Here is a 22,834-nt window from a genome sequence, read left to right as displayed (position 1 = left end):
CGCAGAAACATGTAACAGACATAACAATTTCTTCACAATCTATTAACACAGGCAAAATGCCGTTCGCAGACCTTTGCGGGTCAAACAAACGAACGGTTATGCCATTGTTAACATTTACCAGGTTTTCACTTCTTTTCATTTGCTGCTTCGCCTTTTGTACCGCTTCATTCGCCCAAAACGGGCTTATCACCGGTACGATCATGGATGCCCAAAGGCTTTCTATGCCAGGCGCTACGCTTAAAATAACTCCCGGAAATCAATACACGATCTCCGATGTGCGCGGAAAATTCGAGTTTCTGAATGTGCTGCCGGGAAATTATAAATTGGAAGCAACCTACATGGGTTACCAGCCTTTGTCCCAGGATATTGTGGTTGAAAAAGGCCAGGTCGCCTCATTTACCCTGGTGATGCAGGAAGGCGGACTGAATATGAATGAACTGGTCGTGCTGGGCGACCGGCTTAAAGGCCAGGCCAAGGCGCTCAACCAGCAGCGTAATAATGAAAACATTAGTAACATCATTTCTTCCGACCAGGTAGGCCGGTTCCCCGATTCCAATATCGGTGATGCATTGAAAAGGGTGCCGGGCATTACGATGCAGAATGACCAGGGCGAAGCGCGAAATATCATTATCAGAGGACTTGCTCCCGAGCTCAACTCTGTCACAATAAACGGCGACCGGATCCCGTCAGCCGAAGGTGACAACCGCCGCGTCCAGATGGACCTCATCCCGTCGGATATGATCTCGACCATTGAAGTAAATAAAACACTGACGCCTGATATGGATGCAGACGCAATCGGGGGTTCGGTCAACCTGATCACACGGGCGGCACCGAATGGCCAGCGGATTTCAGCGACGCTTTCAGGCGGCTATAACCCGATCCGCGGAAAAGCATTGTATACAGGAGGTTTTGTATATGCCAACCGTTTTGCCAAAAATGCAATCGGGATGGTTTTGAGCGGTTCTTATAATAACAACACTTACGGTTCCGACGATGTGGAGGCATCGTGGACGCGCGACGATTTCGGAAATGTGTATGCCAATGAAGCGCAGATCCGGAAGTATGATGTGCAGCGGATCAGACGCAGCCTGTCGGCCGCATTTGATTTTAAACTAAGTGAAAATCATACCATTACTGCCAATGCCATGTATAACTGGCGTGATGACCGCGAAAACCGTTATCGCCTCAGCATCGACGACATTGAACCTATTTACGATGATGCCGACAATATAACCGGATATGAAGGACGTGTTGGCCGTCAGACCAAGGGCGGACTAGATAATAACCGGAACAAAGCAACCCGCCTGGAAGATCAGCGCGTACAGAATTACTCGCTGAAAGGAGAGCATTTGCTCGGCCCGAAGGTAGATATGGACTGGAGTGTAAGCTACTCCACCGCCAGCGAGGACAGACCTAACGAACGTTACATCAACTTCCGCGAAGGCGGCAACACATTGATTTACAATGGCGACAGCCGCGCACCATTGTTTTCAACACCCGATCTGGACCAGGGCTCTCTCGGATTGAATGAGATCAGCGAAAACCATGATTTTACAAAAGAATCGGAACTTGGAGCGAAACTGAATTTTCGTTTGCCCTTCTCGGTAATCGCTGGTCAGAAAGGTCGGCTGAAAGTAGGTGGCCGGGTACGCCTCAAAACAAAAGACCGGGATAACATTTTCTATGAATACTCTCCCATTGACGAAGATATGATAGCCAATCTGGGCAGTGTGAACACTGTAAATTGGTCGGGAGAAAATTTTCAGGCTGGCTCGCATTTGGTACCAGGGCTTTTTGCCAGCAAGACATATCTGGGAACATTAAACCTGGGAAATTCAAGCCAGTTTGAACAGGAAGCCGTAGCCAGCGAATTCCTTGGGGCGAATTATAATGCCAAAGAAAACATCCTGGCAGGCTATATACGCTGGGACCAGGATTTTTCCGATCGGTTATCCATGATCCTCGGCGCACGTCTGGAAAATACATCGATTGATTACACCGGAAACCTGATCACTGATGAAGAAGAATTGACCGGTACGCGCACCGTAAAAAACGACTATCTGAATGTAATGCCCTCCGTCTCATTCAAGCTGAAAGCGACCGATGACCTTATCCTTCGTGCCGCTGCCACCACTGCATTGGCCCGGCCTAATTACTATGCATTGGCACCATATATCAGCATCATCCCCGGCGACCGCGAAATTACAGCGGGTAATCCAAACTTAAAGTCAACCTATTCATGGAATTTCGACTTTATGGCTGAAAATTATTTTCAGTCTGTTGGACTTGTTTCCGGCGGTGCGTTTTACAAGAACCTTAAAAACTTCATTTACACCTATCGCAACCAGCAGTATACAACCGCTGCATTTGCCGAAGATTTCCCGGGCCAGGTTAACCCGATCGGCGAAGGAGAAACGTGGGATTTTTATCAGTCAAGAAATGGAGAGAGCGTCAATGTTTTTGGTGTGGAAGTAGCTTTCCAACGTCAGCTTGACTTCCTGCCGGGATTTATGAAAAACTTTGGTATTTATACAAACTATACTTTCACAAAATCTTTTGCAAAAGGGGTTTATAACGAAGATGGCGACGTCAGAACGGATGTTACATTGCCGGGAACTGCTCCCCATATGTTCAATGCATCGCTTTCGTGGGAGGACAAAAAGTTCTCGGCACGCCTTTCGGCCAATTACACTGCGGCTTATCTGGACGCGCTTGGAGGAGAAGAGTTTGATGATATCTATTATGACAAACAATTCTTCCTGGACGCCAATGCAGCTTATAAGATTACCAAAAACCTGCGCATATTCGCCGAAGCAAATAACCTTACCAACCAGCCGCTCCGTTACTACCAAAGCATTCCCTCACGTACAGTACAGGCCGAATACTATCGCCCGCGTTTCAACATGGGCTTAAAATTTGACCTTACGAAATAGTTTTGAATATGAAATTAACTCACCAATTATACCTCGTCTCACTGATCGCACTGGCAGCATGTACCGGCAAAACCACCGACCAGAAAGCCGAAACCGGTCATGTATCCATTGATACGAATACTATGCTTCAACCGCTGTTTATAACGGACTCAACCATCCACGACACCGACGATCCGGCGATATGGATCAATCCGGCTGATCCTGCGAAAAGCCTGATCATAGGAACGGACAAGGATATCGATGGCGGTTTGTATGTTTTTGATCTGAATGGGAAAATACAGGCGGATAAGGTGATCCGCAACCTACAACGCCCTAATAATGTGGACGTGGCCTACGGCCTCATACTGAATGGGAAACCAATTGACATTGCAGTGGTTACCGAGCGTAAAGCCAATAAGATCCGCGTTTACAGTCTGCCTGACATGAAGGCGATCGACAATGGCGGTATCGAGGTTTTTACTGGAGAAACTGAGCGTGACCCGATGGGGATCTCACTTTACACTCGGCCTTCCGACAAAGCTATCTTCGCAATCGTTGGCCGGAAATCTGGCCCGGCTGAAGGCTACCTGTGGCAATATCAGCTAAATGACGATGGTAAAGGAAACGTAAAGGCGGACCTTGTGCGGAAATTCGGAAAGTATAGTGGCAAAAAAGAGATCGAATCCATCGCCGTTGATAATGAAATGGGGTACGTTTACTACTCGGACGAACAGTTTGGCATTCGCAAATACTACGCTAGCCCTGACAGCAGCGGCACCGAGCTTGCCATCATCCCGAACACTGGTTTCTCAGAAGACAATGAGGGGATATCGATTTACAAAACGGGCGGCAAAACGGGCTATCTGCTCGTATCGGATCAGGGCGCTGACAAATTTCACATTTTCACACGGGAGGGAGAAAAAAACAAGCCCCATCAGCACAAACTGGTACGAATTGTCAAAGTCGCCGCTCACAAGAGCGACGGCTCTGATGTAACAAGTCTGGCATTAAATCCTGCCTTTCAAAACGGGCTGTTCGTAGCTATGTCGGAAGGAAAAGTCTTTCATTACTATCGCTGGGAAGACATTATCGGGAACGCGGCCAAAAAGTAATGTCACCGTGTTAAATGCATATCAACCAATTGCAGTTCTTTCTTCACAAAATTCATTTCAAGTGTGCTTAGCTTGCAATTGAGAGCTTTTTTGAAGGAAGTTACTGCATTGGTATGATCATTTTTATGCAGTGCTATTTTTGCGTAAAGGCAATGCAACAAATGGTTAGTCTGGAAAAACGGGTTTGATTTTAACTGATCCAATATCTTGAGTGCACTTGCGTGATCTCCACTAAAATACAGGGCAGCTGCGTGACTTAGCGCTGTGAACGGGGAAGGATTACAAACCATCAGCTTATCATACAAACGGATAATAAGATGCCATTTGGTTTGCTGAAAAGTTTGCGCAGTAATGTGCAGGTAAGCAATAGAAGCTTCTAGCTGATACATTTCAAGGTTTGTGGATTCCTTTTGCGACTGCAGGAAATATTGGTTTGCCACGCCGATCATTTGCTGATTCCAGCCACTGCGGTCGTGTTCAGCAAGCGGTATCAGCTCATTGAGTGCGTTTAATCTTGAACTGGCGCGCGCCAAATTATATAACATCAGTGCATATAAGGATTTTACTTCTCCATTGGCGCATATTTTCAGATTGACCATTTCCTTCGCCAGGCAGAGCGCATCTTCGCAGAGCGTCTCGTCGTTCAGTTGTCCGTCGTCAGAAAGTCGATAGCCTTCTGTAAACATCAGATACAATATTTTAAGGGCTGTCCTGATCTTCTGTTCTCCAGGATCGGTTACTGACACTGAAAGATTCAAATTCTGTGACTTTCGCTGAATTTTCCAGCGGTAAAGGATCTTAGTGATCGTATTTTCATCTGAGGCCAGCAAGGCTGCAATCCGTTGCACTTTTAAACCGCTCACATTTCTGAGTGCTATTATCAACTGTACTTTCGGAGTAAGCTCCGGCTGGATAAAGCCAAAAAGCACCCGCAAGGATTCTTGTTCGCTTTCGGAATGTTGGTCATCTGCCATTAGGTTATGGTCAAATTGTCGACCTTCTTTTTTCAGCAGATTGTAAGCCGTGTTACGAATAGTCTTGTACAGCCAGGCATCAGGTCGTTCCGGAATGCCGTTATGCCACTTTTCAGATGCTAATGCAAATGCCTCCTGAACAATATCTTCTGCAACGGCGATCTCGACTATTCCGGTATGATACATCAATACCGCAACCATTTTACCAAAATGATTGCGGTATAAATCTGAGAGTAGCTGTGAGAGGCGGTCGTCCAATCTATTGCGGAGTTTCCATGATCTGCCGGACTTCGATGCTGATCTTCCCCTGAACAATGTGGGGACATTGTGTTGCGATTGCAACGGCCTGTTCCATATTGGCCGCCTTGATGATAAAATATCCGCTGATGCCTTCTTTCGAGTCTATAAACATCCCGTCTGTCGCAACTTGCCTTCCAACAATTCTGGACGCATTCTCCAAAGGATCACCTGAGATAAAGTTGTCAAATTTTATCAACTCTTCGACCCAACTGTTCATTTCGGCAATGTCTTGTTCAAGCTCTTGCTCCGACATTTGAGATAGTCTGTCGAGATCCTCACGAATAAGAAAAAGGAATTTTTGCATAATGATCTTTTCTGCTATAATACATTACTTCATGTTTAGCGGACACATTAGCTGAAATATTTTTTGAAATAAGTCAATTGAATTAATCCTCAGCACCAACTGCGGTAAAATGTTTCATAGTCGGCCAGTTGTTGGAGATCGTCTTTTTTTCTCCCCACTCCCCTACGCTGTACAGGTTGCCTCCGTCAATGATCAGCAGGTTTTTGGTATTGGCGGTCAGCTGTGCATCTGCGGCATAAGTGCCATTTCCATGCTCCATGATTGCGCCGGAATTTGAATCCATTTTCCAAAGTTTGCCTTTTTTCAGGATATACAATTTGTCATTAAATGGCACCATCTCAGTCACACCCTTGTAGCCGCTGCCCATTGAAACAAAATTCTGTCCGTCCATAGAAACCCTGAAAAGTGTATCTCCATTAACGATGAACAGGAAGCCGTAGCAGTAAGACAAGGCCGTGGCTGGCAGCCAGTATTGGCCGGGGGATTTGATGCCTACCCCACCGACAGGGTTGTAGTTGTACAAATATCCGTTTTGAAGAAAATAGACTTTCTTCTGTGCATAGATCATACTTTTTATGCCTGAAATACCCGTAATCGTTTCAGTTCGGGCACCCGTCAGTTTATTCACAGCCCAAATCGTGTTGTTGTGAGCTATGTATAGCGTATACTGCGTTGCGCACATGGCTTCGGCATTTTCCCAGTACATCGAGCATGTTGCTCTTTTGCCTTTCAATGCATCACCGGCGTATAAGTTGCCGCTAAGGGCATAAATGTTGCCATACATTACAGTGATGCCATACGTGTCTTCATTGCTTAGCTTTTCGCGCTGCACCGTAAAAGTAGTACCCGGCAACAACGTCATCACAGGCTGACCATTTTTCGAATAGGCATAGGAATCCAGCATCATAATCGACTTCATATCCATATACATGTATTGAAATCCGTCATAGCCCTGCGCCTGATAAGTATACATATTGATAAGGTCCGCTTCGGCAACATTGTTGAGATTGATCTTGATACTGTTGAGACGGTCGTGGCGGGTATGTTCGTGAAACAAACCTACAGTATGCCCGATTTCATGCAGTATCGCTCCTTTCGTGGCAAAAATCGGCAGGGTAATGAACTGCTGGCCGCCCACACGGCCAATGGATGAAGAGTATCCGCGGCCGCGTTTGAATGTGACATAATTGACCCGAATGCCTGGATAAGTATTTCCCAGATTTTGCAGCAACACAAATTTGATCGGGGTTGTTGCTTCAAATTCGGCGATTGCCGACATAATCGCATCCTTGTTGGTAATGGTCGGATCGATCGTGTAGTTGATCGTCGCATTGCTCCATAGCTCGGGTTTGTTGGACAGTCCGGCGGCCTCCGTGCGTGCATTCTTGCCTGCGAGCTGTTCGGGCGAGAGGATAATGTCTCCCTGGAACACTGCCTTTCCATCGATCTCGGAATAAGTGATCTCGCTGCCAAAAAGTGTACCTTTTTTTAATGTTCCGGTTTCCCCGGGATAGGCAGTTTCAGGGTCGGTACGGCTTGTCGCATTTTCAGAAATGGCAACAACCTCATTTTCCGGCATCATTTCCCGGCAGGAAGTCATATAAAGCATTGCACCGAGCAGCAAGCTTGTTTTGGTAAACAGCAGAATTGATTTCATGATAGCAGCGATATGATGATTGATACATTGGTCGAATGCGTTGTGCATTGAATGACCAAATGTAGATCGGGGTGAGCGCTGCCGCGGCTGATAATCGATGAAGGGAATGTGAAAATCGCTGAATGGAATACGGTCCCGTATAATTACGCAGGCATACTATCCGTTATCGTTCAGAAGGCAAATTATGTGAGTTTGATCACGTAAGCATTCAATTCTGCCATCTTACCATTCTCAAACCGCCAGACGTCACAATAGGAATAATTTGCAGTATTTCCATCCTCATCCTTCAAATCGATTTTGCCGACTGCGGTAACATAATCCCCTTCCCCGATCAAATTTTCTACCTCAAACTTAGGCGGTTCAAGGTAAGTATCAGCCATGTATTGTCGTACAGCCTCCTTGCCCCTCAATGTCTGCTCACCAACAAACGTCCATACGGTGGCATCTGTACAAAACGCCAGAAACCCCTCATTATCATCATTCATCACCGCGTCATTGGCAGCCTGCAATGTTTCCTTATTTGTCATAACTGTGAAAAGTTTAATTAATTCGGTTCATAAGGCCCGGGCGTGGAGCCTTCACTATGGTTATTCGCTGAGTCGGTTGATGCACAAAATTGCAAAAACAGAATAATGCATACTACAAGTTCAGATTATCTTAATCCGGACCGGCCCTTTAATCGCTTTCACATCAACAGGTATCCCCTTTTGCGTTATGGCCACGCTGCCTTTATTATGTAAATCAATTGCTACCCCGAGTACATCTTTCATATGCTTACGCCAATCGTCAGGAAACAGCATGCGTGCAATTTCAGAAGGACAAGTACTTTTCTCAACGCCACGGTGAATGGCCGTTGATAGGATGGTTGCTGCTATTTTCTCGTAATGTTGCATGGGTATGCCACTGGAATAAAGCTAGTGGTCAGAAATGGCCAACAAATTATGATAGCTATATTTTTCAAAGTATTTAAGGTGATCTTTTTCTTTATTGATTTCAAATAATTCATTTTTGATTTCTACCCTCAACCAATATTCCGGATTAAGATTGGAAAATGAACTCAATTTCAATAAAATGTCCGTATTTAACTTTCTTTCACCAACCAAATATTTATGAAGATTGCTATCCTTCATTTCAAATAGCTCAGCTAATTTCTTCTGACTCACATTCAGTGTTTTGAGATATAACTTTATGAAATCTATAATTCTCAACGGATCAGATACGCGTTCGGACGATATATAGTCCTCAATCTTGAATTGTATCGCTAGTAATTCGTTTTTTAGCTTTTGCTCTTTTGATTGTTTCTGGGAATGGGTCGTAATAAATTCTTTTAAAGAAGTTCTTTTTTCATCATTCCAAATATCACTTAACTGAATTTCTTTACTTTTCATGAGAGTAGTTTAAGAATTTATTGATCAATTTCTCGCCAATCTCGGGACTAATTACCATTGTGGTTTCGCCCCACTTTAATGCACCGTAATTTGTACAATATACTGCAATTAGTTTCATTTCATCTTCTTTGCTCTCTTCAATCACATCGAATGTCAACCATCCTTTAAAATGATCCATGCCTAAAACAAAGCTTAATCGACACGCAAATGCAATTAAACATCCTGCGACATGCTTATATGTTTTCGTCTTTCCTTTGTTATGAGGAGCCAATTCGATATACGCCATATAAGGTTCGACCGTGTCTCGTAATTGAAAAATAAGGCAACCTTCGATGATGTTCGGCGTGCCTTCGGTAACTAAGATATAAGCCTGGAAGCCTGGCTTCTTTGAATGTTTCTTGAAGTTGAAACGCCAGCCATCCGTTATAGAAGGCAGTACCACGCCGGAAGGCGGAACAATCTTCGCGTTAATAAACTGCTTATCAATGACGTGAAAAATAGATACATTCATTTAGTTAGTGTGTTTGATACAAAGATAGAGAAAATTATACAAATTGTATAATTTTCTCTATGAATTTTCGATCGCAATCAAGTCTGAGAAACTTACGAAATTGACCCTAATACTTTACACTCAACTTTAAATTTCCACCTAAACCCTCCCTGACAATCCGCATTAAGGTCGAGAGCCTGATATCACTTGCATTATTTTCGATGCGTGAAATATACGTTTTCGTCGTACCACATTTGTCGGCAAGTTGTGCTTATGTTAAACCTTGTTTCTTCCGCAATTCCTGAATCATAGCTCCTAATTTGAAGGCTTCAAACTCTTCTTCGTATTGCTCTCTCTCGGCGGCTCCTCGCTTTCCGTATTGGTCGTCGAGATGTGCCGTAAATGATGTTAGTTTCTTATTTAGAGGTCCGTTGTTCATCGAAATATTGAGTTTTAAAATAGCCCTGATAAACTTTTCGCTCATTGCTGATATAGTGTGATAAGATTATATAAAGTTAGCCAATTAGATAACAAATCGAAAATCTTTCACCTTATACTACCTGTAATTTATCTGCTTCTTTGGTAAGAGCAGGCAGATCTTCCTGCGTCAACTTCATCAATATTAGAGCGCATAAGAAGCCACACAATCGACAATATTTACTAATTTTGTATCGTGCACGATATAATCTTGTACGATATAAATCATCATATAAAAGAGACTGAATATGCAAAATACAAACACCAGCATGGCACAAAATATCTTCCGGGTGATTCTGGGACTATTCATGCTTCTCGCAGGCATCGGGCATCTGACCTTTCAGCGTGCCGAATTTCAGGCGCAGGTGCCCCAGTGGGTTCCCCTGGATAAAGATTTCGTAGTTCTTTTGTCTGGAATTTTAGAGGTAGCTTTTGGGTTGGCGATGGTTTTCCTTGCGAGACAGAAAGTATGGGTCGGGATGGCGCTTGCGCTGTTTTACGTCCTGATCTTCCCAGGCAACATTGCCCAATATCTGAATCGGGTCTATGCTTTCGGGCTAAATACTGACCGTGCAAGGCTAATCCGCTTGTTTTTCCAGCCAGTGCTGGTGCTGTGGGCGCTATGGTCAACCGGTTCGATTGCCTGGGCGAAGAAAAGGTGGATCAGTTGAGTATAACAGACGAAATACAAGCCGCAAATGCTATGGACACAGATGAATTACTGAAACTGGAAAACCAGATCTGCTTTCCCTTATATGCAGCATCGCGGCTGGTAACCCAATGCTACCAACCGGTGCTGGATAAACTCGGCCTCACCTACCCGCAGTATCTGGTAATGCTTGTACTATGGGAAAACGATAATGTGCCCGTTAAGACCCTTTCCGAAAAACTCTTCCTGCAATCTAATACGCTTACACCACTACTCAAGCGGATGCAGGAAGCGGGCCTGGTGGGACGCACCCGCTCCGAAAAAGATGAACGCAGCGTGTTAGTTTCCCTCACCGCCGAGGGCAAAGCCCTCAAAGCAGAAGCACCACAAGTGGCGCAGCAGTTCGGCGAGCACATGGGCATTAGCATGGAGGAAGCAGTTGCACTGCACGAGCTGCTTTACAAGCTGATCGGGAATATCAGTGGAGAATTGGTGTGATTTCCTTTTGGCCTTTGAAACTTTGGGAGATCCCGAATTCGAATGACAACTCCGTTTTGTAAGCCAGCATATTGTGGTACGCTTTTAGCAGACGATGGTAACTTAATATAAAAAGCACCATAACGGCCTTGTTAAATCCCGATAGATGATCGATACAGCACATTTCCAAACTCAAAATGATTCATCTACGGAGCGGTTGTTGGCTGAAATCGCACAATTTTCAGTTAAGTCAGATCATGATGGCTGCTTTCCCGAGCAGGAATTTGCCTTGCTGAGGAACTCAGGGCTGCTTACCATCACGCTTCCTGATCATGCTTTTAGCTTTGATCAATCCCAGACTTCCGATTTATTGCAGCTCCTGAAATCCGTTGGCAGGGCTAGTTTACCTGTTGGCCGGATTTATGAAGGGCATATCAATGCGCTTTACCTGATTTTTCTTTTTGGAAACGAGGCACAAAAACAGCATTGGAATAATGATGCGGATGAAAATCTGTTTGGCGTCTGGAATACGCAGGATGCTGCCGGTGTGGAAATCCATGACTTGGGCAATGGGCGTTACAGGCTGAGCGGATGTAAAACATTTTGCTCAGGAGCCGGCTGGATCGGCAGACCGCTTGTAACCGGAAAATTAATTTCACCTGACAAAACAGGATGGCAAATGTGCATTATCCCGACCGAAAAAGTGCAGGCCATTCAAGCAGACAGTAGTTTCTGGAAACCGCTGGGCATGAAGGCGTCGGCTAGTTTTCGAATGGATTTTACGGGTATTGAGATCGAAGAAGCAGATTTACTGGGCGCGCCAGATGATTATTATCGTCAGCCTTATTTTGGCGCGGGAGCATTGCGGTTTGCAGCCGTTCAACTGGGCGGCGCAGAAGCGATTTTGGAAGAGACGCACCGTTTTCTCAAAGAGGTAAACCGCACCGATGATCCATTCCAAAGCACCAGAATGGCAGAAATCACTCATTTGATTGAAACAGGAAACCTATGGCTTAACCAGGCGGGAGCAAATCATGATAAATGGGCTGGTACGCCCGATGCGACGGAGAAGTTGCTTGCCTATGCCAATATGACCCGGACGGTAATTGAAGATATCTGCTTGCGAGCCATGCAACTGGCTGAAAGATCAGTGGGATCGCGTGGCTTGATGCGGCCCGGCGTGCTCGAACGTGTGCACCGCGACCTTACCACTTACTTACGACAACCCGCGCCGGATGCTGCGCTGATGTCTGTCGGAAAATATGTTTTGAACCAACAAAATACCAGAACACTTTGGGACTAGCACAAGAGGCCACTTTCTATGACCACGCACCGGTGCTTTTACCGGCTGAACAACAACTGCTGGGCAAGACACTGATCGTAGCGCCACATCAGGATGACGAGTCGCTCGGTTGCGGTGGGATCATTTATTTATTAAAACAAATGGACATTCCGGTGCATGTGGTTTTTGTAACGGACGGAAGCAAATCACATCCCAATTCTAAAAAATATCCGTTTGAAAAATTGGTTAGTCTTCGCGAAAATGAATCGGTTGAAGCACTGGCGATTTTAGGAGTTGGCAAGAATGACATTACATTTCTGCGACTCCAAGATGGACGTCTTCCTACTGCTGAGGCGCCTGATTTTCAGGATGCAGTGAATGCTTTTAAATCAGTTTTAAATCACTTTGAACCCAAAACCATTTTCACTCCCTGGCAACGCGATCCGCATCCCGACCATCGGGCGACGTGGCAAATTGTGAATCAAGCTGTTCAAGCCGCCCCCTACGCGATTAGGAAATTTGAATATTTTATCTGGCTCTGGGAACGGGCTGGTTCGGATGACTTACCCGTCGCGGGTGAAGGTAAAATCTGGAAAGTGGACATTGAAATTGCGCAGGATTATAAGAAAACGGCCGTGGAAGCTTATTTGTCGCAGACTACTTCCCTGATAGACGACGATCCGGAAGGTTTCACATTGTCCCCCGAGGTTTTGGCGCATTTTGATAACCGTTTTGAAATATTTTTAGAGAGATAAAAACAATAAGCCATGTCAGATCAAAAACAAACATTACCGGAAGATTACTTCAATGACGTTTACCGCAACAGCAACGATCCCTGGAATTTTGAAACCAGTGAGTATGAGTTGAATAAATACAAAACGACAATTCAGGCACTGACGAAGGCGCATTATCACAATGCTTTTGAAATCGGCTGTTCCATAGGCGTGCTTACCGAAATGCTCGCTCCGAAATGCGATGCGTTACTTTCAGTAGACGCAGCAGAAGCGCCACTCGTGAAAGCGCGTGCACGGTTGGAAGGCTCTAAACATGTGCAGATTGAGAAAATGGCTGTTCCTGAACAGTTTCCGGATCAGCAGTTCGATCTGATCCTGATGTCAGAAGTGGGCTATTATTTTGCTATGCCTGATCTTGAAAAGTTAATGGAAAAGATTTTGGCACATTTGGAAAAAGGCGGGCAGTTACTGCTCGTTCACTGGACCCCGGAAGTGCACGACTACCCATTGACCGGTGACCAGGTGCATGAACTATTTCTTGCCGCAAGCGGCCAGTCCAAACCGCTTAAACACGTGCATAGCCACCGAGAAGAGAATTACCGTTTGGACTCTTTTGAAAAACAGTAACATCCGGTTTGTTGATAAAAGCACGTAATTGGGCAATCGCCTGATCAATGGGCTGTAATGCCATAGCTCCATTCGTCTCTTTGTAATAGGAATGGAGCATACTCCATAACGGTCCGAAATAGGTTGAATTTACCAATGCCGATTCCAGCCGATCTGTGTCCATTTGCAAATGTGAAGTGATATGATCCAGTTCATTCGCATCAATCCTTTTTGTCTGCTGATATTTGGACCAGCAACGCCGGAGCATGTTTCTTAAACGGAACGTGCTGATAAGCAAGGTAACGTCTTCCACCATTTGCGTTTCGGCCTTTTCCTCGTCTTGCTGCCACTTCCTGAGCTGCTCGGAGAACCCGATTTCCACGCGGCCATCGGTTCGGGTGGATGTGTAAACTTTAACATGAAAGCTGTTGCGGATCCTGGCATCCTGGTTCAGCAATGCTTTGTAAAATGCCACATCTTCCAAAAACGGCAAAATGGGTAGCTTCCCTGCCTGCGCATACATTTTACAAGTAACGGCCATGTTAGCCGCAAAATATTGAAAATGACGCGGATAAGGATTGTGAACCTGCGGATCAACCAGGCATTCGGCATGCGTTAGCAAGCAGCGGTAGGTTACGTCTCTCAGATGATACAGACGTGCAATTTGTTCGTTTTTATGCGTCAAAATTCTGCCACCGACGGCATCATTCCCTTTTGCGATTTCCGCCATAATCTGAAAAACCCATTGGCTATCAACAATGGTGTCGCCATCGGTGGATGCAATAATGCCATCATCAGATCCTGATAAGGTTAATCTTTTATATGCTTCGTCCATCAGCAAACGCCTCACCGTGCCAATATGTGCCTGGTCTTTCGGTAATGCAATATTTCCCGCCGAAAGCCCAAATGCCGGGAAAGCTTGTGCATAGCGGGTAACGATCTGGAAAGAGTCGTCGGAACTGTTATTGACCAAAACAATTACCTCATATGTGCCCCGTGGAAGCGGTTGTCCGCTCCCATCCGTTTGATTGCGTAATGCTTCAAGGGTTTGATGCAAATGACTTGCTTCGTTGCGGACAGGGACTATAACGCAAACTTTACAAGATGAAAAATGACGGCCGATGCTGTTAGAGACGAATGTCACGTCAGCATGCTGAGGTTCCGGACTTTGCGTTTTCGAGATCAAGATGATGGACAATAATTTTTTTGTGCCCACTACTCTATAATTGTACCTGATCCAACTGCCCTTAAATTTCCCCAGGCGTCGTCACTTGCCATACCGCAATTTTAAAATTATCGATTATCGGCAGACTGCTGATTCCCTTTTAGCCGGAGGACTTCCGCTTCAAGTTCTTTGACATGTTCCTGCAAAGGAGTAAGCATTTCGTTAATTTCTTCGACCGAATAACGGGGCGTGATATACTTTGGACAATTCCAGTCAAAAGCGATTACATGAAGAAGAATAATCCGTTCTGCAAGGTGTTGATAACCCTCTGGAATTACCAGGCCAGCTAGATCCGGATGGCTGTTAATGTCCACCGTTTCTAATTCGGCATAAATCTTTAAGCGCGCCTGATGGGCATAATCCATCAGGATAATGGACACTTTCGGATGGGTGTTGGTATTGCCCACCGTAATGTATTGCTTGTTACCCCGCAAGTCTGCAAACCCTAATGTAACGGGATCAATCATGTGGAGAAACCCTTTCTTACCGCCTCTGTGCTGAACGTAGGGAAATCCGTTTTCACCAATACTTGCAATATAAAAACTGTCCCGATCCTTAATAAAATCCTTTTCGCTGTCTCTGAGCCCGGTTCCCGGCGCTTTCTGTTCCAAATGGGCATATGCCTTTCGGCTTCCGAAGCGCTCCTGCAAAGCTTTTACTTCCTCCGTAAAAGCCACAGACGCATAATTCTCCTGCTTTTTCGGTGGATTCAGATTCTCATCGTTCCACATCGTATCACCACATTCTTCGTTAACAAAAGGAGTCTCATCATCAGGCCAGTAATCCGGTTCCATATATAGTTGTTTTAAAATGCAGGTGTATTTCAGCAAGGCTCGATAGATCGTAAATACGTTATTCGATTCGCTTCCATTTTGAAATATAATTTATTGCTGTTCTATTTTCAATAGTTAGCTCCATTGTGTCAGCGTAAAATTTCGGAGTGTAGTACGATCTGTCTCCACCTGGAATTCCAACATTTAGAAGTGTATCAATCCAATATTTGCTAGTTCTTGTTTGTTTTGTTGCATAATCGAATTCTAATAGCACACTATCAGGAAGAAAATACCAATATCCATTTGATTTGTAGGGTGGTTGATATTCTCCGTTACCGGAGTAAAAATTTTCCCATTTGCCAAGAATAACTTGCTGACGATCAATTTCATCCTCTTTACATCCTGACATAAATAAAATCAGTAATAAAGAACCTAGTAACCTTAACGGGGAAAAACGGATGAGTTCCTTCCAGCATAAATTAACCCGGGAAGAGAGTCTGAAACCTTTCATATTTTAGAATAATAGGTAGTTTAGCTTAGACACTTTCCGGATCCCATAGGTTGCAATAATATACATGTCAACCGATATGCATAATCCGGCTTCCCTCCCTAAAGTAAGACCATGGATCTATATTTGAATCATCAAAATCAGTAATGAACACTAAAGGAAATTAGAAAGAACCGAGCATTATATTATTAAACAATCAACGCCAGTATTCAATTCGAAAGCGATAGCCGGCGTTGCTGAAGCGACGAACAATAAGCCCCTACACCCATGACATTATTAGAGCAGTATATCGCCGGCTGGCGCACGCATAATACGAACGCGATCCTTGCAACGCTCACTCCGGATTGTGTCGTCATCGAGAGCTTCGGACCCGTTTACCGCGGCCACACTTCGGTCGAACGCTGGATTGCGGCGTGGTTAGCCGAGAATGGCCGCGTCATCGATTGGACAATCCAGAATTTGCAATCGCTAGGGGATGTGGAAATTGCAGAATGGACATTCCACTACACTTGGCGCGGCGAAGAAAAGAGCTTCAACGGTGCAACCATCGCGAAGTTGCATGAGGGAAAAATCTCATATCTGCGCGAGTATGCGACAACCGCCCAGCTCTATGATTGGCTAGGTGAGTGGCGTCCTTTATAGCGATGGTTTGAATGAACCGGCCTCTGCAAAATATCTCTGTTTCTCTGCGGGTCACAAAATTTGATAGAACTAATTATCACTTTTTGCTTGACCTTTTGCGTCATTATCGATACTTTTGGAACCACAACATTGATATCAATAGTATCAATGTTGTGATTAACGTTCTTCATCAACATTATCGATCAACATTATGAATACAGCATCAGGCATGACCGAAAGCGAGACCTACAAAAGCCTTGGCTTATCCAGCGACGACTTTGCTAAAATCGGCGATCGAAGTTTCGTTTGGTTGCTAATCCCATTCCCTGCCGAAGTGCGAGAATCAATAGCTGCATTTTCAAGCTTCGAATGTGCTCTAAAATTAGCGCAGCGCTTGAATGCATTTGCAGAGGATGGCGTTGGATTACGTCCGGTGTCTGCATCAATGAATAAATTAGAAGTTGACAGATATAAGAAACCTGCCGAAATAGGCATGACTCCCTTTACAGTTCGCCTGAACGAGAATAATGGAAATATTGAACTCGTAGACATAATCGGCGACAATCTGGATGAATTAGAAATTAATGAAGCACTCGGACAAATCATCTCCCAGCCCTATGCTGACATTGCAGGCACTTCCGGTATCAGCTTTCATGGGACATTTTGGGCTCCTAGCTCCCACCTTGCGATTAAAAAGGCGAAAGTATTTCAGAAATTGCTGATCGCGCTGGTCAACAAGGAAAGGAAACTTACTTCCGTAATTTGAAAACTAAATGTTAGGTCATCAAATTCATCAACTTCAAATCACTCGATTATGGAACAAAGACTTAGCCTGGTTACGCTTGGCGCGAACGACTTAGCCGCATTCTTATCAAAATTCCACCATCCAGATTTTCTGTCAGCTGCAAGCTGGAAAATTTAGGATTTAACTCACTTCGGACTAATCAACCATTCAGAAAGTGCTGATAAGAATATTTGCTGCTGATCGATAAACAATGTATGGGAGCAGAGCTGTCGTTTGTGTAGAAGCTTTAATTGTGGACTTACGTCAATGTTATGCTTCGATTCGTTCGCCCAGAATGTTGGTACTGCCTTTTCGTTTTTCACGTAACCGGTGATTAGCGGATTAGTTTTGTACGTGTCATAGATTGTCCTTGCCCGGTCGTTTGGTGCCGACAAGTTGAAGAATCCATTGGCTGATGCATGTTTGAAAACGAGTTTTCAATAGTCCAGTGAATTCGTGTCCAACCGGGTGATTGATGGGAGTTCCTTTAAATTGATCTGCGTCGGTTATTCTGTCACCTTCGCGGCAAGATATCTAGTTTGTCCAACTCTTGCCAAGACCTACCTACTTTTCAGCAGTTATATTTTTCCGGATATCTGAAACATAGCTTACAGTAACTTCCATAGCGGAAGCAATCTGCTCATCTGTAAGCAATGATTGCTTAATGAGGTTCTTTACCGCGTTTTCTGTCTTTTCCCTCCGCCCTTTTTCAACAAAAATTTCTAAGGTATCCATAACCGTTTCTTGGTTTTGTATTGGTAGTGATGTGATTAGTGCAAAGATCTGATCTTGATTAAGACCGCTATTCACGAATGTATAAACAATGAGGCTGTTTTGCAAGTTCTTTTCCGTTTCACCAGGTAACTTCAATATCGCCGGAATCAGGCTCTTTAATCTGTCTTTAAGGACACTATATTTCATGGCTAGAAGCGATGCAGCCAGAAATTTGTTATGCAGCGCCTGAATCTCTTCGTCAGGTATTTCGCCCAGATTGTGAAAAATGTATTGGTAATCTGGTACAAATCCCTTTAAAGCCGGTTCGGGATTATTGAAAAGATCAGCCAGCGTTTTATACTCCCAACGAGCTTTGCCATGATAAAGAAGTATGGGAATGATTAGCGAAGGGGCTTCGCCATTGCCGATTTGTTTCAAAAAGCCGGAAAAAAGATAACTGCCCATCTGGATCGGTGTGTACTTATCAATATAGCTCTTATGCTCGACAAGCAGCGCAATTTTCACTTCTTCCGTTGCATCCGCTTTCCGGCAGGTGTAGATAATGTCTGATATGGATTTTTGGAGGTCTTTTGAGACATAAGTATCAGGAAGTTGCCGGAGGGTTGAAAAGTCGAGCGTATCCTGGATGTTTTGGGGAAGACAGGTCCGGAAATAATCCAGCGCGACCTGCTGATTTCCCATAATCGCCCTGATGAATGTGTCGTGTTTTTGTGTGTGTCGGCTCATCTGGCGAAGATATAAAACGAAAAACGAGACGGCCGGATCCAATTATTTAAAGGTATCCCAAAATTATTTTCCTACCCGGGACGCCCTACGTGGGTCGCCCTGCGCGGGTCGCCCTGCGTGGGTAGTCGTACGCGGGCCGCCATGCACGGCCTACTAATAACTTACATTGCACTGCCCGTAATTTACCCGGGCACTTAAATTCACAGCTATGGCCAGCTGGACGGGAATGACACGCTTATTTACCAGAATCAGACACGGCAATCAGAACTGCTCCACCAATAATCAAAATGGAGCCGGCAATCAGTTGCCAGGTAAGTTTTTCTTTCAAAAACAGCACAGATAGCAGCACGGCAATTACCAATGAAGACCGTTCGATTGTCGTAACGGAGGAGGCTTACCCCAAAGACAATGCTTTAAAAGAAAATAACGTTGAAAGTGTAGTCGCAACACCGGCAAGCCCCAGAAATACCCAGGCTTTTGTTTCAATTTCCTTGATGCCCGGCGTTGTCCCTTGCCATGCAACTACGGCCCATGTTATGGAGACGATCAGGACGGATTGAAGTGCGAAAGCAAGGCTCGAATCAACATTTTTTAAGCCAGCCTTCGTCAATACAGTTACTAATGCTGCTGAAACAGCAGCCAACATTGCCCACATCCACCACATCTTCACACTATATTTGGTCCTTGATTTATAATATTTCCGGATAGAACTTATAAGAATCATACCAACCAAATGTCCTGAAAGAGTTCATTTATTTCATCATCCGGTAATCATCCGTTGTGCCTGGCGATAGACTGGGTAAATTGTCGGATAAACAGTACTTTATCATCCTGTAAATTTTATTGCCAAAAATGACTAAACACTTTACATGCCTTTTATGCCTTCTCGCAATGGTGCACCTTTTGAGTTGCCGAAGCCAGAAGGACAGTCCGAAATTTAATTTCGCTGATGGGGTTTATCATACCAGCTTGAAAGGTCAGCGGCAGCAGGTGTATGTCGAAAACACAGAAGATTCGATCTCGATATATCCCCTTAAAAAAGGCTGGCAACATGCGCCTTTAAAGCCCTCTGAACTAATGAAGCATTCCGTTTCTCAAAAGGCTCAGATCACTGATAGCAAGAGCAGCAAATACTGGCAAAATGGATTTGATGTGGACATTCTGACCATTCCCATTAAATTCCGGCCCTCATCAAGCACCTTTCCAAAACAATTTAGTAATCACCTGAATGGTGCAGTTTACCTGGGCTACCGCACGGATGTTTATCGATTATCATTTGTGAGAGACCCGATTGGCAGGCTTCACGAAAAAGTAAAACATTACGGAATCTCCGGCGGATTCGTCACAGGTTTTGGCTTAACACCCATAAACCCTTGGGTGACAAACAATGGTATATCAATAGAATATGATGGCATGGCTTGGTCAAAAGGTGTTGCAGTGCTCATGGGCGTCGAAAATTTGACTTTCGGATTAATCGGCGCCGTAGATCACTTGTTAGATGGAAACAGATCTTTATGGCTTTACCAAGGAAAACCCTATTTAGGATTGGTCGTAGGGCTCAACCTTAATTAACAACCATATGCAACTGTTGCAGGTGTTACCAAGTCACTTTGAATGGTCCAGGCTGTGACCAGCCTCGTTTACTCTTTCGCTTGCTTATGGTATACTTGCTTTGGCAGTATCCTGTGGAAACGAGGAAGGAAACCTAATCCTTCCAAACAACCTCCTTAAACATGATCGAGCGGTAACCGTTGAACTCGTATATGACACCCACGCTTTTCTTGCTCGTTTGCACGATGTCCGAGTAAGCCGTGTAATCCTTTTCGCCGTTTTTGCTTTTATCAATTACATATTGCTTCGTCCACGTTTTCCCGTCGTCGAAACTGATCCTCAATGTGAGGTTGTCGCGTTTTGCGGTGTCGGCTGCGTTTGAGAATGCCAGGATGTTGTGTTTTTTGTTTTTACCAATGGTTAGAATACTTCCTTCGCAAACGGGATCCGGGAGATTATGGTCAAAGTAAGTCGTGTCCCATTTCACGCCCCCGTCACTGCTTACCGCCACGATCCGCGCCCCCACGTCGCCTTTTTGATTTCTTGCATTGAACATTACCCGACCGCCCGAAATCTCCGCCGCGGTGGATTCATTGGAGCCTTCGATCGCAATTGTTTCGCTCAATTTGAATGTTTTGCAATGATCGTCGCTGTAAAATCCGTGTGCCTGGTAATCTGCACCTTTGGGTTTGGGATCACCCGCTGAATGGTTGGCTGCAATGTAAATTCTGCCTTTGAACGGACCTTCGGTGAGTTGCATGCCGTGGCCCGGCGTGTTCGCGTAACTTCTCCAATCCGCATCCGAATTGTAAGCCGCATTCACTTCCGGCTGTTTTGGCTTGTGGACCTGCGTCGTAATGTTCACCGGCTCAGACCAGGTTACGCCTGCATCGGTTGAGGTTTTATACCAAACTTCCCGTAACCCTTTGCCCTTCCGTACTTCACCTTCATGATTGTTCCCGGTGTTGAAAAACAAAAACAACCTTCCCTTCGGAAACGCCGGATCGCTCAAATCGAACACTGGGGCTGGATTTCCGGCTTGTAGTTTGTCATAACCGGCCACAACCTGCGATGAGGACCAGGTTTTTCCTTTGTCTTTGCTGCGCTTCATTACAATGTCAATGTCGCCAAAGTCACCGCTTCCGGCGACCCTGCCTTCTGCAAATGCAAGCAGGTCATCATCCGGCGCGCGAACAATGGCAGGGATGCGAAATGACTTATAGCCTTCTGCGCCGGACACGAAAACGGGTGTTTGTGCATAAGCAGCCGTCAGGGCGATGATGCATGCGATAAGGGTTAGATTTATGATTTTCATATTCAAGATTGCTGTTTTTCAGTTTCAAAAATGTTGCTTTCCAGGCTCGTTCCAACAAATTCCTGCATCAGTTGGGCGCAATACCATTCTTGTCGCGGCAAGTGGAACGGGCCTTTGAACAAATTACCTTTTGCGGTTTGCGCTACACTTCCGTCCCGGTGTAAATAGCCAAACCATTCGCCATTTTCCTTATCATGAAAGTGCGTGTATGCCCAATCGTGCACCATAATGTGCCATTTTGCATATTTTTTATCCTGCGTAAGTGTATAAGCGAGCAATGTGGCAATAATGGCTTCGTTATGCGGCCACCAGAATTTCATATCCTGCCAATATTCCTGCACGGGCCGGTCATAAACATCCCGGAAATAGAATATCCCGCCAAACTCCTTATCCCAGCCGCGCTCCCACATGTAATCGAGCATTTTGCAGCCCAGCGCAATCAAATGCGGATCATTGTTCCTGTATTTGGCCTCATGCAAGATGAACCAAGCGCCTTCAATCGCGTGTCCCGGATTGAGCGTCCGGCCATCTATATGATCAATAATACTGCCATCCGGTGCGACTTGTTCCATCACGCATTGCATGTCGTCTTTGACAAAATCTGCCTCAATTTCTTTGATAAACTGGTCAATCAATCCGTCGCATCGCGGGTCGCCAATGGTCTCGCGGAGTTGCTGGGCGGTGTTCATGAGGATCATCGGCACGCCTATTCCCTTCGCAGGGCGGGTTGGGGTAAACTTGGGTTCGAGCAAGCCCGGAACGGTCGCGTATTCAATGCATTTGCCAAATAAGTAACGCGCTTTTGCTGCGGCTTCTTCATCTCCGCTTGCTTTTGCGTAGGCTGCATTGGCTATCACGGCGAATGTTTCGGAGAAGAAATAGCGGCGTTTGCGAATGGGTTCCCCGGCGCGGGTCATGTGGAAAAACATGCGTCCATCCGTGTCGAAGCAATGTTTATTCAAAAAATCAATCCCTGATTTTGCACTGTCCAGCCATTCCTGCCTTGGCTCTATGGTGTTATACAAAGTAGCGAGCAACCAGGCCGCACGTCCTTGTATCCAGACCGCCTTATCATCGTCAATCAATGTTCCATCGTGATCGCGCATCAAAAGATATCCGCCAAAATCCTCATCCAGCGACCTGGGAAACCAAAACGGCAAAGTGTCGTTCAGAAGCTGGTTTTTGTAAAAATCGCCCAGGTTTTGCAGCTCTGTTTTTGTGTAATGCATTGCTT

General features: G+C 45.1%; 25 protein-coding genes and 2 pseudogenes. 10 read left to right on the top strand and 17 right to left on the bottom strand.

What is annotated here, in order from left to right; translation table 11 throughout:
* The first annotated feature begins 98 nt into the window (after positions 1-98).
* Together L0659_RS13575 and L0659_RS13570 are read left to right on the top strand one after the other, a co-directional pair.
* Positions 99-2,933: a TonB-dependent receptor gene (locus L0659_RS13575; RefSeq protein ID WP_235126637.1), complete on the top strand. Its 2,835-nt coding sequence runs from the start codon at positions 99-101 to the stop codon at positions 2,931-2,933.
* Between the two features lie 8 nt (positions 2,934-2,941).
* Positions 2,942-4,024, top strand: coding sequence for a phytase (locus tag L0659_RS13570; protein ID WP_235126636.1), 1,083 nt, complete (start codon positions 2,942-2,944; stop codon positions 4,022-4,024).
* A gap of 2 nt (positions 4,025-4,026) precedes the next feature.
* Here the strand turns inward: L0659_RS13570 and L0659_RS13565 are convergent, their stop codons facing one another.
* From L0659_RS13565 to L0659_RS13525, 9 genes and pseudogenes are all read right to left on the bottom strand, one after another.
* On the bottom strand, positions 4,027-5,256 hold the full coding sequence (locus tag L0659_RS13565) for an RNA polymerase sigma factor (protein WP_255727197.1): 1,230 nt from the start codon (positions 5,254-5,256) through the stop codon (positions 4,027-4,029).
* Position 5,257: 1 nt separating this feature from the next.
* Complete coding sequence (locus L0659_RS13560) at positions 5,258-5,602, bottom strand: YciI family protein (protein ID WP_235126633.1); 345 nt, start codon at positions 5,600-5,602, stop codon at positions 5,258-5,260.
* Positions 5,603-5,684: 82 nt separating this feature from the next.
* The gene (locus L0659_RS13555; protein ID WP_235126632.1) at positions 5,685-7,259 is read right to left on the bottom strand and encodes a M12 family metallopeptidase; all 1,575 of its coding nucleotides are present in this window, start codon (positions 7,257-7,259) and stop codon (positions 5,685-5,687) included.
* Positions 7,260-7,441: 182 nt separating this feature from the next.
* A complete protein-coding gene (locus tag L0659_RS13550; RefSeq protein WP_235126631.1) occupies positions 7,442-7,786 on the bottom strand; it encodes a nuclear transport factor 2 family protein in 345 nt (114 codons plus the stop codon).
* Positions 7,787-7,906: 120 nt separating this feature from the next.
* Positions 7,907-8,152 (bottom strand): DUF3253 domain-containing protein, encoded by a 246-nt coding sequence (locus L0659_RS13545; protein ID WP_235126630.1) that lies wholly within the window; start codon positions 8,150-8,152, stop codon positions 7,907-7,909.
* Between the two features lie 21 nt (positions 8,153-8,173).
* Complete coding sequence (locus L0659_RS13540) at positions 8,174-8,647, bottom strand: helix-turn-helix domain-containing protein (protein ID WP_235126629.1); 474 nt, start codon at positions 8,645-8,647, stop codon at positions 8,174-8,176.
* Positions 8,637-9,158 carry a hypothetical protein gene (locus L0659_RS13535; protein ID WP_235126628.1) on the bottom strand — a complete coding sequence of 174 codons (522 nt, stop codon included), beginning with the start codon at positions 9,156-9,158 and terminating at the stop codon, positions 8,637-8,639. The genes L0659_RS13540 and L0659_RS13535 overlap by 11 nt, the downstream gene beginning before the upstream one ends.
* Positions 9,159-9,264: 106 nt before the next feature.
* Positions 9,265-9,393, bottom strand: a pseudogene (locus L0659_RS13530) (helix-turn-helix domain-containing protein); the annotation flags it as partial.
* A 15-nt stretch (positions 9,394-9,408) separates the two neighbouring features.
* Positions 9,409-9,621 (bottom strand): hypothetical protein, encoded by a 213-nt coding sequence (locus L0659_RS13525; protein WP_235126626.1) that lies wholly within the window; start codon positions 9,619-9,621, stop codon positions 9,409-9,411.
* A gap of 241 nt (positions 9,622-9,862) precedes the next feature.
* Here L0659_RS13525 and L0659_RS13520 point away from each other — a divergent pair, with 241 nt between their 5' ends.
* The 5 genes from L0659_RS13520 to L0659_RS13500 all read left to right on the top strand — a co-directional run bounded on the left by L0659_RS13520 (position 9,863) and on the right by L0659_RS13500 (position 13,383).
* Complete coding sequence (locus L0659_RS13520; RefSeq protein ID WP_235126624.1) at positions 9,863-10,285, top strand: hypothetical protein; 423 nt, start codon at positions 9,863-9,865, stop codon at positions 10,283-10,285.
* Positions 10,237-10,761, top strand: coding sequence for a MarR family transcriptional regulator (locus tag L0659_RS13515; RefSeq protein ID WP_310590702.1), 525 nt, complete (start codon positions 10,237-10,239; stop codon positions 10,759-10,761). Before L0659_RS13520 ends, L0659_RS13515 begins: the two co-directional genes overlap by 49 nt.
* Positions 10,762-10,906: 145 nt before the next feature.
* Positions 10,907-12,043 carry an acyl-CoA dehydrogenase family protein gene (locus L0659_RS13510; RefSeq protein WP_235126622.1) on the top strand — a complete coding sequence of 379 codons (1,137 nt, stop codon included), beginning with the start codon at positions 10,907-10,909 and terminating at the stop codon, positions 12,041-12,043.
* Complete coding sequence (locus tag L0659_RS13505; RefSeq protein ID WP_235126620.1) at positions 12,034-12,777, top strand: PIG-L deacetylase family protein; 744 nt, start codon at positions 12,034-12,036, stop codon at positions 12,775-12,777. The genes L0659_RS13510 and L0659_RS13505 overlap by 10 nt, the downstream gene beginning before the upstream one ends.
* A gap of 12 nt (positions 12,778-12,789) precedes the next feature.
* Entirely contained in the window at positions 12,790-13,383 is a 594-nt protein-coding gene (locus tag L0659_RS13500) for a class I SAM-dependent methyltransferase (protein ID WP_235126618.1), read from the top strand.
* Here L0659_RS13500 and L0659_RS13495 read toward each other — a convergent pair.
* From L0659_RS13495 to L0659_RS13485, 3 genes are all read right to left on the bottom strand, one after another.
* Positions 13,322-14,548 (bottom strand): glycosyltransferase family A protein, encoded by a 1,227-nt coding sequence (locus L0659_RS13495; RefSeq protein WP_235126615.1) that lies wholly within the window; start codon positions 14,546-14,548, stop codon positions 13,322-13,324. The genes L0659_RS13500 and L0659_RS13495 overlap by 62 nt on opposite strands.
* 107 nt (positions 14,549-14,655) lie before the next feature.
* Positions 14,656-15,381: a pyridoxamine 5'-phosphate oxidase family protein gene (locus L0659_RS13490; RefSeq protein WP_235126613.1), complete on the bottom strand. Its 726-nt coding sequence runs from the start codon at positions 15,379-15,381 to the stop codon at positions 14,656-14,658.
* 58 nt (positions 15,382-15,439) lie between these two features.
* Positions 15,440-15,871: a hypothetical protein gene (locus tag L0659_RS13485; protein WP_235126612.1), complete on the bottom strand. Its 432-nt coding sequence runs from the start codon at positions 15,869-15,871 to the stop codon at positions 15,440-15,442.
* A 264-nt stretch (positions 15,872-16,135) separates the two neighbouring features.
* Here L0659_RS13485 and L0659_RS13480 point away from each other — a divergent pair, with 264 nt between their 5' ends.
* Together L0659_RS13480 and L0659_RS13475 are read left to right on the top strand one after the other, a co-directional pair.
* Positions 16,136-16,510, top strand: coding sequence for a nuclear transport factor 2 family protein (locus tag L0659_RS13480; RefSeq protein ID WP_235126611.1), 375 nt, complete (start codon positions 16,136-16,138; stop codon positions 16,508-16,510).
* Positions 16,511-16,700: 190 nt separating this feature from the next.
* A complete protein-coding gene (locus tag L0659_RS13475; RefSeq protein ID WP_235126610.1) occupies positions 16,701-17,255 on the top strand; it encodes a hypothetical protein in 555 nt (184 codons plus the stop codon).
* Between the two features lie 582 nt (positions 17,256-17,837).
* Here the strand turns inward: L0659_RS13475 and L0659_RS13470 are convergent.
* The 3 genes and pseudogenes from L0659_RS13470 to L0659_RS13460 form a co-directional block, all read right to left on the bottom strand.
* A complete protein-coding gene (locus L0659_RS13470; protein ID WP_235126609.1) occupies positions 17,838-18,734 on the bottom strand; it encodes an Rpn family recombination-promoting nuclease/putative transposase in 897 nt (298 codons plus the stop codon).
* 235 nt (positions 18,735-18,969) lie between these two features.
* A pseudogene (locus L0659_RS13465) lies at positions 18,970-19,116 on the bottom strand (EamA family transporter); the annotation flags it as partial.
* Between the two features lie 12 nt (positions 19,117-19,128).
* Complete coding sequence (locus L0659_RS13460; protein ID WP_235126608.1) at positions 19,129-19,458, bottom strand: EamA family transporter; 330 nt, start codon at positions 19,456-19,458, stop codon at positions 19,129-19,131.
* A gap of 128 nt (positions 19,459-19,586) precedes the next feature.
* On the opposite strand from L0659_RS13460, the gene L0659_RS13455 reads away from it, so the two are divergent.
* Positions 19,587-20,306 (top strand): hypothetical protein, encoded by a 720-nt coding sequence (locus L0659_RS13455; RefSeq protein WP_235126607.1) that lies wholly within the window; start codon positions 19,587-19,589, stop codon positions 20,304-20,306.
* Positions 20,307-20,439: 133 nt separating this feature from the next.
* Here the strand turns inward: L0659_RS13455 and L0659_RS13450 are convergent, their stop codons facing one another.
* Positions 20,440-21,600, bottom strand: a complete 1,161-nt coding sequence (locus tag L0659_RS13450) for an exo-alpha-sialidase (RefSeq protein WP_235126606.1) — start codon at positions 21,598-21,600, stop codon at positions 20,440-20,442.
* A 2-nt stretch (positions 21,601-21,602) separates the two neighbouring features.
* Positions 21,603-22,829 (bottom strand): AGE family epimerase/isomerase, encoded by a 1,227-nt coding sequence (locus L0659_RS13445; RefSeq protein ID WP_235126605.1) that lies wholly within the window; start codon positions 22,827-22,829, stop codon positions 21,603-21,605.
* Between the last annotated feature and the right edge of the window lie 5 nt (positions 22,830-22,834).

It is taken from the genome of Dyadobacter sp. CY347, from assembly GCF_021502655.1.
Classification (GTDB): Bacteria; Bacteroidota; Bacteroidia; order Cytophagales; family Spirosomataceae; genus Dyadobacter.
The sequence above is the reverse complement of the archived record's forward strand: the minus strand, read 5'-3'. Positions and strand labels throughout refer to the sequence as shown.

What these genes read in the sequence shown, in the direction of transcription:
- L0659_RS13575 (WP_235126637.1), top strand. Translation starts at nt 99, where the DNA reads ATGCCATTGTTAACATTTACCAGGTTTTCACTTCTTTTCATTTGCTGC.
- L0659_RS13570 (WP_235126636.1), top strand. Translation starts at nt 2,942, where the DNA reads ATGAAATTAACTCACCAATTATACCTCGTCTCACTGATCGCACTGGCA.
- L0659_RS13560 (WP_235126633.1), bottom strand. Translation starts at nt 5,602, where the DNA reads ATGCAAAAATTCCTTTTTCTTATTCGTGAGGATCTCGACAGACTATCT.
- L0659_RS13555 (WP_235126632.1), bottom strand. Translation starts at nt 7,259, where the DNA reads ATGAAATCAATTCTGCTGTTTACCAAAACAAGCTTGCTGCTCGGTGCA.
- L0659_RS13550 (WP_235126631.1), bottom strand. Translation starts at nt 7,786, where the DNA reads ATGACAAATAAGGAAACATTGCAGGCTGCCAATGACGCGGTGATGAAT.
- L0659_RS13545 (WP_235126630.1), bottom strand. Translation starts at nt 8,152, where the DNA reads ATGCAACATTACGAGAAAATAGCAGCAACCATCCTATCAACGGCCATT.
- L0659_RS13540 (WP_235126629.1), bottom strand. Translation starts at nt 8,647, where the DNA reads ATGAAAAGTAAAGAAATTCAGTTAAGTGATATTTGGAATGATGAAAAA.
- L0659_RS13535 (WP_235126628.1), bottom strand. Translation starts at nt 9,158, where the DNA reads ATGAATGTATCTATTTTTCACGTCATTGATAAGCAGTTTATTAACGCG.
- L0659_RS13525 (WP_235126626.1), bottom strand. Translation starts at nt 9,621, where the DNA reads ATGAGCGAAAAGTTTATCAGGGCTATTTTAAAACTCAATATTTCGATG.
- L0659_RS13520 (WP_235126624.1), top strand. Translation starts at nt 9,863, where the DNA reads ATGCAAAATACAAACACCAGCATGGCACAAAATATCTTCCGGGTGATT.
- L0659_RS13515 (WP_310590702.1), top strand. Translation starts at nt 10,237, where the DNA reads ATGGTCAACCGGTTCGATTGCCTGGGCGAAGAAAAGGTGGATCAGTTG.
- L0659_RS13510 (WP_235126622.1), top strand. Translation starts at nt 10,907, where the DNA reads ATGATCGATACAGCACATTTCCAAACTCAAAATGATTCATCTACGGAG.
- L0659_RS13500 (WP_235126618.1), top strand. Translation starts at nt 12,790, where the DNA reads ATGTCAGATCAAAAACAAACATTACCGGAAGATTACTTCAATGACGTT.
- L0659_RS13490 (WP_235126613.1), bottom strand. Translation starts at nt 15,381, where the DNA reads ATGGAACCGGATTACTGGCCTGATGATGAGACTCCTTTTGTTAACGAA.
- L0659_RS13485 (WP_235126612.1), bottom strand. Translation starts at nt 15,871, where the DNA reads ATGAAAGGTTTCAGACTCTCTTCCCGGGTTAATTTATGCTGGAAGGAA.
- L0659_RS13480 (WP_235126611.1), top strand. Translation starts at nt 16,136, where the DNA reads ATGACATTATTAGAGCAGTATATCGCCGGCTGGCGCACGCATAATACG.
- L0659_RS13475 (WP_235126610.1), top strand. Translation starts at nt 16,701, where the DNA reads ATGAATACAGCATCAGGCATGACCGAAAGCGAGACCTACAAAAGCCTT.
- L0659_RS13470 (WP_235126609.1), bottom strand. Translation starts at nt 18,734, where the DNA reads ATGAGCCGACACACACAAAAACACGACACATTCATCAGGGCGATTATG.
- L0659_RS13460 (WP_235126608.1), bottom strand. Translation starts at nt 19,458, where the DNA reads ATGATTCTTATAAGTTCTATCCGGAAATATTATAAATCAAGGACCAAA.
- L0659_RS13455 (WP_235126607.1), top strand. Translation starts at nt 19,587, where the DNA reads ATGACTAAACACTTTACATGCCTTTTATGCCTTCTCGCAATGGTGCAC.
- L0659_RS13450 (WP_235126606.1), bottom strand. Translation starts at nt 21,600, where the DNA reads ATGAAAATCATAAATCTAACCCTTATCGCATGCATCATCGCCCTGACG.
- L0659_RS13445 (WP_235126605.1), bottom strand. Translation starts at nt 22,829, where the DNA reads ATGCATTACACAAAAACAGAGCTGCAAAACCTGGGCGATTTTTACAAA.